The 13,006-nt window shown below is 69.6% G+C and carries 11 protein-coding genes; all 11 read left to right on the plus strand.

Translation table 11 applies throughout. The features are described from left to right. Positions 1–20 precede the first annotated feature (20 nt). The 11 genes from HZB25_01235 to maf all read left to right on the plus strand — a co-directional run bounded on the left by HZB25_01235 (position 21) and on the right by maf (position 12,922). Positions 21–791 (plus strand): hypothetical protein, encoded by a 771-nt coding sequence (locus HZB25_01235; protein ID MBI5835843.1) that lies wholly within the window; start codon positions 21–23, stop codon positions 789–791. A gap of 98 nt (positions 792–889) precedes the next feature. After that, positions 890–2,329 carry a TolC family protein gene (locus HZB25_01240; GenBank protein ID MBI5835844.1) on the plus strand — a complete coding sequence of 480 codons (1,440 nt, stop codon included), beginning with the start codon at positions 890–892 and terminating at the stop codon, positions 2,327–2,329. 28 nt (positions 2,330–2,357) lie between these two features. Further along, positions 2,358–3,671: an efflux RND transporter periplasmic adaptor subunit gene (locus HZB25_01245; GenBank protein ID MBI5835845.1), complete on the plus strand. Its 1,314-nt coding sequence runs from the start codon at positions 2,358–2,360 to the stop codon at positions 3,669–3,671. Positions 3,672–3,678: 7 nt separating this feature from the next. Then, positions 3,679–4,356, plus strand: a complete 678-nt coding sequence (locus HZB25_01250) for an ABC transporter ATP-binding protein (protein ID MBI5835846.1) — start codon at positions 3,679–3,681, stop codon at positions 4,354–4,356. Positions 4,357–4,375: 19 nt separating this feature from the next. Beyond that, positions 4,376–5,590 (plus strand): ABC transporter permease, encoded by a 1,215-nt coding sequence (locus HZB25_01255; GenBank protein MBI5835847.1) that lies wholly within the window; start codon positions 4,376–4,378, stop codon positions 5,588–5,590. Beyond that, positions 5,590–6,855, plus strand: coding sequence for an ABC transporter permease (locus HZB25_01260; protein ID MBI5835848.1), 1,266 nt, complete (start codon positions 5,590–5,592; stop codon positions 6,853–6,855). The genes HZB25_01255 and HZB25_01260 overlap by 1 nt, the downstream gene beginning before the upstream one ends. Positions 6,856–7,081: 226 nt before the next feature. Beyond that, complete coding sequence (locus tag HZB25_01265; protein ID MBI5835849.1) at positions 7,082–7,648, plus strand: superoxide dismutase; 567 nt, start codon at positions 7,082–7,084, stop codon at positions 7,646–7,648. Positions 7,649–7,928: 280 nt separating this feature from the next. Next, positions 7,929–9,644, plus strand: a complete 1,716-nt coding sequence (gene recJ, locus HZB25_01270) for a single-stranded-DNA-specific exonuclease RecJ (protein ID MBI5835850.1) — start codon at positions 7,929–7,931, stop codon at positions 9,642–9,644. After that, positions 9,641–11,803 (plus strand): bifunctional (p)ppGpp synthetase/guanosine-3',5'-bis(diphosphate) 3'-pyrophosphohydrolase, encoded by a 2,163-nt coding sequence (locus HZB25_01275; protein MBI5835851.1) that lies wholly within the window; start codon positions 9,641–9,643, stop codon positions 11,801–11,803. Before recJ ends, HZB25_01275 begins: the two co-directional genes overlap by 4 nt. Before the next feature lie 61 nt (positions 11,804–11,864). Continuing rightward, positions 11,865–12,317 (plus strand): D-tyrosyl-tRNA(Tyr) deacylase, encoded by a 453-nt coding sequence (locus HZB25_01280; protein ID MBI5835852.1) that lies wholly within the window; start codon positions 11,865–11,867, stop codon positions 12,315–12,317. After that, positions 12,314–12,922, plus strand: a complete 609-nt coding sequence (gene maf / locus HZB25_01285) for a septum formation protein Maf (GenBank protein MBI5835853.1) — start codon at positions 12,314–12,316, stop codon at positions 12,920–12,922. The genes HZB25_01280 and maf overlap by 4 nt, the downstream gene beginning before the upstream one ends. The last annotated feature ends 84 nt before the right edge of the window (positions 12,923–13,006 follow it).

A 13,006-nucleotide genomic window follows, 5' to 3' on the forward strand; every position in this document is an offset into this window, starting at 1 on the left:
ACCCACGCGAGGGAGACGCCATGACCACCACCGAAACGCCCGTTCCAGGATCCGGCCCGGCACCCGCCGAGGAACCCGCCCCGCAGATCGTCGGAGGCAACAGCCTGGCCCGCATGCTCTCGGTCCTGTGGAGCCCCGGCAAGGCGATGGCCTCGGTGGCCGCCCGCCCGGCCCTGCTCGTGCCGTTCCTGGTCGTGGTGCTGTTCCAGGGGCTGGTGACGGCGGCGATCTACAAGCCGGTGGTGATCCCGTTCCAGCTGTCGCAGATGGCCGAGCGCTCCGCGGAGATGAGCCCGGAGCAGCGCGCCCAGATGGACAAGTACATGGCCAGCCCCGTGGCCATCACCATGGGAGTGGTGGGCAGCGCCGTGTCGGCGGCAGTGGTACCGCTGGTGTGGGCCGCGCTGATGTACTTCGTGTTCACCCTGCTGCTGAGCGGCAGGGCCGACTTCAAGGCGGTGCTCTCGGTGTGCCTGCACGCCTCGGTGGTGCAGATTCCCCACACCCTGGTGTGGATGCCGCTGGCCATCGCCAAGCAGGACCCCCGGGTCTTCTTCGGCCCCTCGGCGCTCATGGACATGCCGGACCCGCCCACCTTCCTCTACCGGCTGCTGGAGAAGGTGGACATGTTCAGCCTGTGGTCCTGGGCGTTGCTGGCCGTGGGGCTGGCCTTGGTGTACCGGAAGCCGTCCCGCCAGGTGCTCGTCTGGGTCTCGGTGGTGTTCGTGGCGGGCTCGGTGGCCATGGCGGCCCTGCAGGGCGTGATGGGCAGGTTCGGCGGCGGAATGTAGCCCGGCGGTCAGTGAAACCTCCGGCCGCAGGATTGCGTAGAATCGGGTATTGCGGTTCCCGCCGGCCCGGCGGGGCGATGTCTTCCGAGGAGGTTCCCATGATCCCTGCCCCCCCGCGGATGGGGCACCCGGCCCGGGCGATGGCCCTGGCGGTCCTGGCGGTCCTGGCCGGTGGCACCGGCACGTCGCGCGCCGACCTCTCTCGGCTCACGGCCGACGAGGCGGTGCGCATCGCGCTGCGTGACAACAACTCGGTGTACGCGGCCGCCCGGCAGGTGGAGCAGGCGGAGGGGGGGCTGAAGCTGGCCCGCTCCCCGCTGCTGCCGCAGCTGAACGTGACCGGTGACCTGGCCCGCAGCCACCAGGGCGAGCAGCGCTCCGCGTTCCGCGTGGGGGGCAGCGTCCCCTCCACCAACACCAACTCCCGCAGCGGCAGCGTGTCGCTCTCGCAGGAGCTGATCAACCTGCAGGCGCTCAACGGCGCCAGGGAGGCGGCCCGCGGCCTGGCCGCCACCCGGGCGGCCGAGGTGAGCACCCGCCAGCAGGTGGCGCTGGCGGTGAAGCAGCAGTTCTACGCGCTGGTGCGCGCCAAGCAGTTGTCGGGCGTGAGCGTGGACGCCGCCCGGCTGGACTCCTCCACGCTGGCCCTGACCCAGGGCCTGTTCGACGTGGGCACGGCGCCGCGCACCGACCTGCTCAAGGCGCGCACGCAGCACGCGCAGTCGCGGCTGGCGGTCATCTCCGCGCAGCACAGCGTGGACATCGAGCGCCTGCGCCTGGCGGGCCTGCTGGGCCTGGCCGACGACCGCGGCCTGGACGTCGTGGACGCCCTGCCCGAGGACGTGCCGCTGCCCGATTCCACCAACATCCTGGAGTCCGCCTACGCGAACCGGCCCGACCTGGCGCAGCTGCTGCGGCAGATCGACGCCGCAGAGGCCGGCTTGGGCTCGGCGCGGGCCGCGCGTTATCCGACCCTGGGCGCCAGCGTGAGCATCCAGAAGTCCATCTTCAGCACCACCCAGGACAGCCTCACCCAGGTCGGGACCACGCTCAAGAGCCTGCGCCTGAACCTGGCGGACACCTCGTTCGTCCCGGTGTACGGGGACACCATCTCCCAGATACCCGAGACGAAGTTCGAGAGCCGCCCCTTCAGCTGGTCGGTGGGGGCCCGGGTGACGGTGCCGATCTTCGACGGCTTCTCCACCAAGGGGCGCATCCAGCAGCGCGCCGCGGAGCTGGAGATCCAGCGCCGGAACCTGTCGCAGCGGCGCGTGGAGATAGCACTCGAGGTGCGCCAGGCGTGGCTGGGCCTGGTGGAGGCGCGCGAGCGCGCCCGGGTGGCCGTCGAGGCGCTGGACTACGCCGAGCAGAGCCACGAGTTGAACCGTGAAAAGTACCGCCTGGGCTCCAGCACCCTGCTGGAGCTCACCACGGCCGAGGTGCAACTGACGCGCAGCCGCTCGGACCTGGTGGACGCCCGCGTGGGCCTCCAGCTGGCCCGGGCACAGCTGGACCGGGCCCTGGGGCAGAACCCGTAGCGCGGCCGATCGAACGCGGAGGAGAGGCATGAAGAAGAATCTCAAGTGGATCCTGATCGGGCTCGCCGTGGTGCTGCTCGCGGTGTTCGGTTTCGCCACGATGAAGAAGCAGCAGGGCAAGGTGGCCTCGGTGGAGCTGGCCAAGGTCCGCAAGGAGGACGTGGTCTCCCACGTCAAGTCGCCGGGCAAGATCGAGCCGTTCACGCTGGTGAAGATGTCCGCCACCGTGCCGGGCAAGATCGTGTACCTGGGCGTGAAGGAGGGCCAGCGGGTCCGCAAGAACGAGGTGCTGCTGCGTCTCGACGCCACCCAGTACGACGCCGACCTGAAGCGGGCCGTGGCGGCGCTGTCCGCCGCCGAGTCCCGCACGCGCCAGGCGAAGTTCAGCCTGGAGCGGGCCCAGCAGACGCTGGACCGCCGTCGCGCGCTGGCCGCGAAGAACCTGGTCTCGCCGGACGAGCTGGAGCAGGTGGAGACCGCCTACAAGGTGGCCCTGAGCGAGCACCAGGCGGCCCTGGACGCCGTCAACGAGGCGCGCGCCGCGAGGGCGGCCTCGCAGGACAACGTGGACAAGACCGTGTTCCACGCGCCCTTCGACGGCATCGTGTCGCAGCTCAACGTGGAGGCCGGGGAGAACGTGATCACCGGCACCATGAACAATCCCGGCACCCAGATCCTGGCGGTGGCCGACACCAGCCGGATGATCGTGCGGGCGCAGGTGGACGAGACCGACGTGGTGGACGTGAGGGTGGGCGAGCCGGTGAAGATCAAGGTGGACGCCATCCCCGACTCCGTATTCCGCGGCGAGGTGATCGAGGTCGGCAACACCGCCAAGTCGTCCGCCCTGGGCGCCGCTTCCGGCCAGGAGCAGAGCAACTACGAGGTGAAGGTGGTGTTCCTGAGCCGGGTGCGCTCCATCAAGCCCGGCATGACCGCGGACGTGGACATCCAGACCAACGAGCACAAGCAGGCGCTGGCGGTGCCCATCCAGAGCGTGGTGGTGCGCACGCAGCGCGAGCTGGACGAGGCCAGGGCGGCGCAGAAGAAGGGCCCGAAGGCCAAGGGCGGGGCCATGGCCGCGGAGAACGAGGACGATGCCACGCGCAAGGCCAAGGAGAAGGAGATCAGCGGCGTGTTCGTGGCCCGCAAGGGCGTGGCGGTGTTCGTGCCGGTGAAGCCGGGCATCTCGGGCGACGTGAACATGGAGATCGAGGCCGCGGTGAACGCCGGGGACGAGGTCGTGAGCGGGCCCTACAAGGAGCTGCGCAACCTGAAGGACGGCGCCAGGGTGAAGAAGGCCGCGGGCAAGAAGCCCGGCGACTCGGCCGGCAAGAAGGACTAGCGCCATGCTGATCGAGCTGCGCGGCGTCACCAAGGACTACAACGTGGGGGGCGAGGACGTCCACGCCCTGGCCGGGGTGGACCTGGACATCGACCGGCACGAGTACGTGGCCATCATGGGGCCCTCGGGCTCCGGCAAGTCCACGATGATGAACATGATCGGGTGCCTGGACACCCCCTCGGGGGGCTCGTACAAGCTCAACGGCGTGGAGATCCGCGACTGCGACGACGACGAGCTGGCGCGCATCCGGAACAAGGAGATCGGTTTCGTCTTCCAGACGTTCAACCTGCTGGCCCGGGCCGACGCGCTGCACAACGTGGAGCTGCCGCTGATCTACAACGGCACCAACCCCCAGGACCGCCGCAAGCGGGCGGTGGAGTCGCTCACCGCGGTGGGGCTGGCCGACCGCATGCACCACCGGCCCAACGAGCTCTCCGGCGGCCAGCGGCAGCGCGTGGCCATCGCGCGTGCGCTGGTCAACAAGCCGAGCATCATCCTGGCGGACGAGCCCACCGGCAACCTCGACAGCCGCACCGGCGAGGAGATCATGGCCGCCCTGGAACTGGTCTACGAGCAGGGCAACACCATCATCCTGGTCACGCACGAGGAGGACATCGCGCGGCACGCGCGGCGCATCGTGCGCCTGCACGACGGCCGCATCTCGGAGGACCGGCGGACCCGCTGACGGCCGCGGAGGCACGGACGTGGAACTACAGGAAAGCCTGAAGCTGGCCGTGGGCGCCCTGCGCGCCAACAAGCTGCGCTCGTTCCTGACGCTGCTCGGGAACATCGTGGGCGTGATGTCGGTGATCGCCATCGTGGCCATCATCCAGGGCATGAACCACTACGTGTCCGACAAGCTGCTGGAGCAGGGCTCAAACGTGTTCTACATCGACAAGTTCGGGGCCATCTTCAACGAGGAGGACTACCTCGACGCGCTCAAGCGCAAGGACATCACGCTGGACGACCGCGAGGCGCTGCTGGAGCGGTGCCCGTCGGTGTCCATCGTGGCGCCGTGGTACGAGCAGTCCGGCCAGGTGCGCTTCCGCCAGAAGAAGGAGGACTGCAACGTCCGCGGCTTCGGCGAGCACTACCCGGAGATCAACGGCATCGAAGTCGCGGCGGGCCGCCACCTGACGCTGTCCGACATGCAGCGCCGCTCGCCGGTGTGCGTGGTCGGGCAGTCCACCGCCGAGAAGCTTTTCGAGAACCTCGACCCGCTGGGACGGGAAGTGCGGGTGGGTGGCCACGCCTACACCGTGGTGGGGGTGGGCGGGCGCAAGGGCAAGATCCTGGGCCAGTCGCAGGACGACTACGTGATCATCCCCTACACCGCGTTCCTGAAGCAGTACGGGCCGCGGAGCTACCTGGTCCTGGCCATCAAGAGCACCGGGCCCAACACCTATCTCAAGGCCCAGGACGAGGTGCGCGTGATCCTGCGCGCGCGCCGGCACGTGCCGTACCGGGCCAAGGACGACTTCGGGCTGCAGACCGCCGAGATGTTCATGGAGCTGTACAACCGTTTCACGGGGGCCGCGTTCATCGTGATGATCGGGGTGGCCTCGCTGGCGCTGGTGGTGGGCGGCATCGTGATCATGAACATCATGCTGGTGTCGGTGACCGAGCGAACCCGCGAAATCGGCGTGCGCAAGGCCGTCGGCGCGCGCGGCAGCGACGTGCTGCAGCAGTTCCTGTACGAGGCGGTGATCATGGCCCTGGTGGGCGGGATCATCGGTGTCCTTGTGGGGGCGGGGATCGCATTCCTGATCTCGGCCGCCACGCCGCTGCCGGCGCGCGTGGAGCTGTGGTCGGTGCTGGTGGGCCTGCTGGTGGCCTCCTCGGTGGGGTTGTTCTTCGGCATCTACCCGGCCATGCGGGCCTCCCGGCTGGACCCGATCGTGGCCCTGAGGTACGAGTGATGGCTGGCGCGCGCCGCTCCCTGGCGCTCGAGGTGGTGGGCATGGCGCTGGAGGCCATGCGGGCGAACAAGATGCGCTCGTTCCTGACCACGCTGGGCGTGGTGATCGGGGTGAGCACCGTCATCGCCATGGGCGCGATGGTCCAGGGCCTGGACCGCAGCATGGCGCGACAGTTCCGCACCTTCGGCTCCCACATCCTATGGATCCGCCCGTTCGCGCAGAACGGCCCGCGCAACGGTCCCCTGCCCGACAGCCTGAGGATGCGGCACTCCTTCACCGAGGAAGACCTCGTGGCGATCCGCGAGAACTGTCCCGCGGTGAAGAAGATCGCACCCATCAAGGGCATCGACGGCGCTCCCAGCGTGGAGTACCGGAATCTGAAGGCGCGCAGCGGCAACGTGCTGGGCACCACCTCCGACTACATCGAGATCAGCGGGATGGACCTGGCGCGGGGGCGGGTGTTCACCGACGGAGAGACCAGCCACAGCGGGCAGGTGGTGCTGCTGGGCCAGGACATCATGGAGACGCTGTTCCCCAACACCCCCGCGGTGGGCAAGACCATCCACATCGGCGGGATCCCGTTCGTGGTGGTCGGGGAGCTCGCACGGCGCGGGAAGATGTTCGGGCAGTCCACCGACAACTTCCTGATCATCCCCTACACCGCGCTGCGGAAGTTCTTCCCGGGCGAGGAGGGGGGCGACCGCCAGAACGAATTCGCCATGAAGGCCAAGCCGGTCCGCGAGGACCAGATGACTGCCGCGATCGACCAGATCACCGAGGTGCTGCGCAGGCAACGCCACCTGAAGTCGCGTCAGGCGGACAACTTCTCCATCGAGACCGACGACGCGCTCATCAACCTGTATCACCAGATGACCGGGGCCATCTACCTGGTGATGATGGCCATCTCGTCCATTGCGCTCATGGTGGGCGGCATCGGCGTGATGAACATCATGCTGGTGTCGGTGAAGGAGCGCACCCGAGAGATCGGCGTGCGCATGGCGCTGGGCGCGCGCCGTGCGGACATCCTGACCCAGTTCCTGCTCGAGGCCGCCACGCTGACCGGGGTCGGGGGGGTCCTCGGGATCCTGCTCGGTGCGGGTCTCAGCGGCCTGGTTTCCCTGCTGACGCCGCTGCCCTCGGCCGTGGCGCCGTGGTCGGTGTTCGCGGGGCTGGCGCTGTCGGTGGGGACGGGGCTGTTCTTCGGCATCTACCCCGCCTACCGGGCCTCCCGGCTGGATCCCATCGACGCCCTGCGGTACGAATAACCCGGGCACCCCGGGCCCTTCGCGGGCCCGGGGCACAACGCCGCCCGCCCGCCTGCATCCAACTGCTTGGACAGAACCGTGGATCTCGTGGTCCCGCCCCGGCGTTCCCCGAACGCCGGGCGCGAGGGGCCATTTCCCCCGCCCGTAACGCACAAGGAGGCAGCCCATGCCGGGTCTTTCCGCCCGCAAGTTCACCGCCGTCCCGCTCAAGCCGGCCACGCTGGAGATGGAGGGCATCTCGAAGAAGACCATGGAGGAGCACTTCAAGCTCTACCAGGGCTACGTCAACAAGTCGAACGAGATCCTCGAGAAACTGGAGTCCCTCGACCGTGACCCGGCCAGGGCCAACCAGGTGTTCAGCGACCTGCGGGTGCTCAAGCACGAGCTGACGTTCGCCATCGGCGGGGTGAAGAACCACGAGCTCTACTTCGGCCACCTCGGCGGCGGGGGAGGCGAGCCCGGTGGGGCCCTGGCGGACGCGATCCGGGCCAACTTCGGTTCGTTCGAGGCGTGGGCGAAGGACCTCAAGGCCACCGGCATCGCGGCGCGCGGCTGGGTGTGGCTGGCGCTGGACCACGACTACGGCACGCTGTTCAACTACCTCGGCGACGCCCAGAACACCTTCCCGGTCTGGAACGCCACGCCCATCCTGGCGCTGGACACCTACGAGCACGCCTACTTCATCGACCACGGCGCGGCGCGCGGGCCCTACATCGACGCCTTCATGAAGGTGCTGGACTGGAAGGTCGTGGAGGGGCACTACGCGCGCGCGGTGAAGATGAGCGCGAAGTAGGAGCGCCCGGGGCAGGGGAATCGAGGACGCGGCCGCCTCCTGAAGGGGGGCGGCCGCCTTCGCGTCCGGGGCCGAGGCCCACGCCGGCCGCGCGGGAGGCCGCCCCGCGGTCCCCCTGACCGCATTGACCCACCCGGAATGCCGTGCTAGCGTGGGTCCACAAGAACCTACCGCGCCCGCTCTTCGGGCCGATACCCCTGGAAACCCGTACTCAACCCGCGACGCGCCGGGTGGCCACCCCCACCGGCGGCATTCGCTCCGACGATCGGAGATCGCCTCGATGGCTCGCACCACCTGGTGCCTCGCGCCGCCGCCTCCGCAGGAGGCACTCCGCGACCTGGCTCGGGACCTCGAAGTGCCCGAGACGGTTGCGCGCATCCTGTGGAACCGCAACCTGCGCGACCTGGACCGCGCGCGCCGCTTCCTGGTCCCGGAAGTGGAGCACCTCGAGGACCCGTTCCTGATGGCCGACATGGAAAAGGCCGTGGCGCGCATCGGGCAGGCCGTGGAGCGAGGCGACATCATCATGGTCCACGGCGACTACGACGTGGACGGCGTCACCTCCACCTACCTGATGACCAAGGCGCTGCGCATCCTGGGCGCGAAGGTGGACTACTTCATCCCCGATCGCCTGCGGGACGGCTATGGCCTCTCGGACACCGGCCTGGACGAAGCGGAGCGGCGGGGAGTGAAGCTGATCGTGACCGTGGACTGCGGCGTGACCGCCGCCGAGCCGGTGGAGGAGTCGCTGCGCCGCGGGATCGACGTGATCGTCACCGACCACCACGAGCCCCTGGGGCCGCTGCCCCGCGCCTCGGCGGTGGTGAACCCCAAGCGACCCGACTGCCCCTATCCGTTCAAGGAGCTGGCCGGCATCGGGGTGACCGCCAAGGTGGTGCAGGCGCTGTTTTCGCGGATGCTGCCCGTGGACGCGCGCAGCTTCCTCGAGGAGCACCTGGACGTGATCGCGCTGGGCACCATCGCCGACGTGGTGCCGCTGGTGGGGGAGAACCGGGTGCTGGCCAAGCTCGGCATGCACCGCCTGGAGGCCACCCGCAACCAGGGCCTGGTGGCGCTCAAGGAGACCGCCGGCCTCAAGACCCGCCGGGTGGACAGCGGCCACGTGGCCTTCATCCTGGCGCCTCGGATCAACGCGGCGGGGAGGCTGGGCAAGGCCGACACCGGGGTGAAGCTGCTGCAGGCGGGCTCGGTGGGTGAAGCCATGGAGCTGGCGGAGACCCTGGAGGAGGACAACAACCTCCGGCGTCGCATCGACGAGGAGACCCTCGCCGAGGCGGAGGCCCAGATCGCCGCCCACGTAGATCTTGAAAGGCACTCGGTGATCGTGCTGTGGTCGGACCGCTGGCACTCGGGCGTGCTGGGCATCGTGGCCTCGCGGCTGGTGGAGCGCTACTGCCGCCCCACCATCCTGATCGCGATGGACGGCGAGGAGGGCCGCGGCTCGGGCCGCAGCCTGCCCGGGCTCAACCTGTGGGAGGCGCTGGCCACGGTGCAGGACTGCCTCATCGCCTACGGCGGCCACAGCCACGCGGCCGGGCTCAACATCGAGCGCAGCCACCTCGACGAGTTTCGCGACCGGCTGAACACCGAGGTGGCCGCCCGGCTCACCGCCGAGGACTACACGCACCGGCTGGACCTGGACAGCGAGCTCCCGCTCTCCGGCTGCGACCTGAAGCTGGTGGAGTGGCTGGAGCGGCTCAGCCCGTGGGGCCTGCGCAACGGCGAGCCCCTGTTCCTGGCGCGTGACGTGGAGCTCTCGGGCTGGTCCAGCGTGGTGAGCCGCAACCACCTCAAGATGGTGGTGCGCCAGAACGGCCATGTGTGCGAGTGCATCGGATTCAACCTCGGACACATGGCGGGCGAGCTGAACCGCGCCCCCGGCAGGTTTTCCCTCGCGTTCACACCCATCCGCAACGTCTGGCAGGGACGGGAGCGGGTGCAGCTCAAGGTGAAGGGGGTCGAACCGGGCGCATGACCGACGAGACCGGCCTGCTCAACCCCCTGCTCGAGGAACTGCGTGTCCGCAGCCCCCGCGCCGAGGAGGCAGTGGTGCGCAGCGCGTTCGAGTTCGCTTCGCTCGCGCACCACGGCCAGGTGCGCCGCTCCGGGCAGCCCTTCGTCAGCCACACCGTCGAGACCACCCGCATCCTCATGGGCCTCCTGGGCAGCCACCTCGACTCCACCATCGTGGCGTCCGCGCTGCTCCACGACGTGGTGGAGGACACCCCGGTCACCAGCCACGAGCTGGGCCAGGCCTTCGGCACCGAGGTGGCGCGCCTGGTGGAGGGCGTCACCAAGATCGGGCACCTGCACTTCGACAGTCCGCGCGCCGAGCAGGCCGAGAACTTCCGCAAGATGATCCTCTCCATGGCCAGCGACCTGCGGGTCATCCTGATCAAGCTGGCCGACCGCGTGCACAACATGCGCACGCTGGAGTTCCTCCCCCCCGAGAAGATCAGCCGTATCGCCCGCGAGACGCTGGACGTGTACGCCCCGCTCGCCCACCGCCTGGGCATCGGCAGCTTCAAGCGCGAGCTGGAGGACCTGGCGCTCAAGCACCTCGAGCCCGAAGCCTACCGGGAGATCGCCCGCAGCGTGCAGGCCAAGCGCGAAGAGCGCGCCGAGCGGCTGGAACAGATCCGCGTGCCCATCGCCGAGGCGCTGGTCAAGGCCGGCATCGAGGCGGAGATTTCTGGCCGGCCCAAGCACTTCTACAGCATCTACAAGAAGCTCAAGGAGAAGGGCCGGGAGTTCCACGAGCTGCACGACCTGCTGGGCCTGCGCGTGATCACCGCCGACGAGGCCGCGTGCTACCACGCCCTGGGGATCATCCACGGGCTGTTCACGCCCATCCAGGAGCGCATCAAGGACTACATCGCCACGCCCAAGTCCAACATGTACCAGTCGATCCACACCACCGTGATCGGGCCGGCGCGCCAGGTGGTCGAGATCCAGATCCGCACCGGGGACATGCACCGCACCGCGGAGCTGGGGGTGGCGGCGCACTACAGCTACAAGGAGGGCGGGCGCAGCGACCGCGAGCTGGACAAGAAGCTGGGCGGGTTCCTGCGGGATACGGCCCAGTGGACCGCGGAGCTCTCCGACGAGGAGTGGATGCAGCTGCTGCAGACCTCCCTGTACCAGGACGAGATCTTCGTGTTCACCCCCAAGCGGGACCTGCGACAGCTGCCCAAGGGCTCCACGCCGGTGGACTTCGCATTCTCCATCCACTCCGAGATCGGGCTGCACTGCGTGGGGGCCAAGGTGAACGGCCAGTTCGTGCCGCTGCGCACGCGGTTGCGCAGCGGCGACACCGTGGAGGTGGTCACCCAGCCCACCGGCAGGCCCAGCAAGGACTGGATCGAGTTCGTGCGCACGCCGGCCGCGCGCCACAAGGTGCGCCACTGGTTGAAGGCGCAGCACCAGGCCGAGGCCATCGTGCTGGGCAAGGAGATGCTCGACCGTGAGCTGCGCCGCGCGAGGCGCGCGGTGCCCGACCGCGAGCTGCTGGACGCGGCCCAGTCGCTGGGGGTCTCGGAGCTGCCGCAGCTCTACGCCAAGATCGGGCAGGGCTCGCTGTCCGCCCCGCAGGTGGTGCACAAGCTCTTCCCCGAATTGCAGGAACGGCGGCGCAAGGGCCCGCTGGAGCAGCTGGGGGACATGCTGCCGCGCAAGGCCGAGGGCGTGCGCATCCAGGGCCAGGACAGCCTGCTGGTGCACATCGCCAAGTGCTGCCAGCCGGTGCCGGGCGAGCCGGTGGTGGGAATCGTCACGCAGGGCCGCGGCGTCTCGGTGCATCGCCACGTGTGCCCCAACACCTTCGCCGAGCGCGTGCCCGCCGAGCGGCGCGTGGACGTGACCTGGGACGCGAAGATCGGGGAGGCGTTCCCGGTGCGCCTGGTGGTGCACGGCAGCGACCGGCCCAGCCTGCTGGCCGACGTGGCCAAGGCCATCGCCGCCGAGAAGTGCAATATCCGCTCGGCCGGCATGACCGCCTCCGACGGATCGGCCCGCGGCACGTTCCTGGTGGAGGTGCACAATCGCCGCCACCTCCAGGAGGTGCTCGGGGCGGTGCGGCGAGTGCGCGGGGTGAGCGCGGTGGAGCGGTTCCAGAGCGGGCTGGGCAGCAAGTGATGTCTCCGCGGCGGGTCGTCCGCCTCGCCGGCGCCGCGAACCGGGACGCGGAGCGCCGCTCGTGATCGCCGCGGTGCAGCGGGTTTCGAGGGCCGAGGTGCGCGTGGACGGAGAAGCGACCGGGCGCATCGGGGCGGGCCTCGTGGTGCTGCTGGGCGTGGCCGTGGGCGACACCGACGCGGACGTGGAATGGCTGGCCTCGAAGTGTGCGAACCTGAGGATCTTCGCCGACGACAAGCGCCTGATGAACCGCTCGGTCCTGGAGGTCGGGGGCGGTGCGCTGGTGGTGTCGCAGTTCACTCTCCTGGGCGACACGCGCCGGGGCCGCCGTCCCGGGTTCGAGCGCGCCGCGCCGCCGGAGACGGCCGAGCGGCTGTACGAGGAGTTCTGCGCCCGGTTGGGCCAGCTCGGGGTGCCGGTGGAGCGCGGACGGTTCCGAGCGCACATGGAGGTGGAGCTGGTCAACGACGGTCCGGTCACGCTGATCCTGGACAGCCGCGAGGCACGCCCATGACTCCTTTCCCGTTCGCGGGCCTCTTCCTGGGGGACGCCCCCCTGGTGCTGGCCTCCGGCTCGCCCCGCCGCGCGGAGCTGCTGCGCCTGGTGGGGGCGGAGTTCGAGGTGGTGATGCCGCCCGAGGAACCCGACCCGCACGACGCCTGGCCGCACCAGGTGGTGATGGACCTCGCCCGCGGCAAGGCCCGCGGCGTGGCCGCCACCCGGCCGGATGCGTGGGTCCTGGGGGCCGACACCCTGGTCTGGAGCCGCGGTCGGCCCCTGGGCAAGCCCGAGGGCCGGGAGGGGGCCCGGGAGATGCTCCGGGAGCTCTCCGGAGCCTGGCACGAGGTGTATACCGGGATCTGCCTGGTGCGTCACGGCCGGAGCCACCAGGCCTGGGAGCGCAGCCTGGTTCGATTCGTGGACCTAACCGATTCGCAGATAGACGTTTACATTGCCACCGGGGAACCCATGGACAAGGCCGGGGCCTACGGCATCCAGGGTTTTGGCGCCCTGTGGGTGGACCGGGTGGAAGGGTGCTATTTCAACGTCATGGGGCTGCCCCTTTCCCGGCTCGCGCGGCTGTTCGCCGAGGCCGCCCGGGACCGCAAAACCTCTTGACGTTTTGGGACTTAGGTGAATAGAATATGGGGCTTTAGCTCCGTGGGGCGCGGCCCCCGGGGACGCGCTTCTGCGCGCCCGGTG

It is taken from the genome of Candidatus Eisenbacteria bacterium, assembly GCA_016235265.1.
GTDB lineage: Bacteria > Eisenbacteria > RBG-16-71-46 > RBG-16-71-46 > JACRLI01 > JACRLI01.

Coding starts and splice junctions, on each gene's coding strand:
- HZB25_01275 (MBI5835851.1), top strand. CDS start 9,641: ATGACCGACGAGACCGGCCTGCTCAACCCCCTGCTCGAGGAACTGCGT.
- HZB25_01265 (MBI5835849.1), top strand. CDS start 7,082: ATGGAGGGCATCTCGAAGAAGACCATGGAGGAGCACTTCAAGCTCTAC.
- maf (MBI5835853.1), top strand. CDS start 12,314: ATGACTCCTTTCCCGTTCGCGGGCCTCTTCCTGGGGGACGCCCCCCTG.
- HZB25_01245 (MBI5835845.1), top strand. CDS start 2,358: ATGAAGAAGAATCTCAAGTGGATCCTGATCGGGCTCGCCGTGGTGCTG.
- HZB25_01240 (MBI5835844.1), top strand. CDS start 890: ATGATCCCTGCCCCCCCGCGGATGGGGCACCCGGCCCGGGCGATGGCC.
- HZB25_01235 (MBI5835843.1), top strand. CDS start 21: ATGACCACCACCGAAACGCCCGTTCCAGGATCCGGCCCGGCACCCGCC.
- HZB25_01260 (MBI5835848.1), top strand. CDS start 5,590: ATGGCTGGCGCGCGCCGCTCCCTGGCGCTCGAGGTGGTGGGCATGGCG.
- recJ (MBI5835850.1), top strand. CDS start 7,929: ATGGCTCGCACCACCTGGTGCCTCGCGCCGCCGCCTCCGCAGGAGGCA.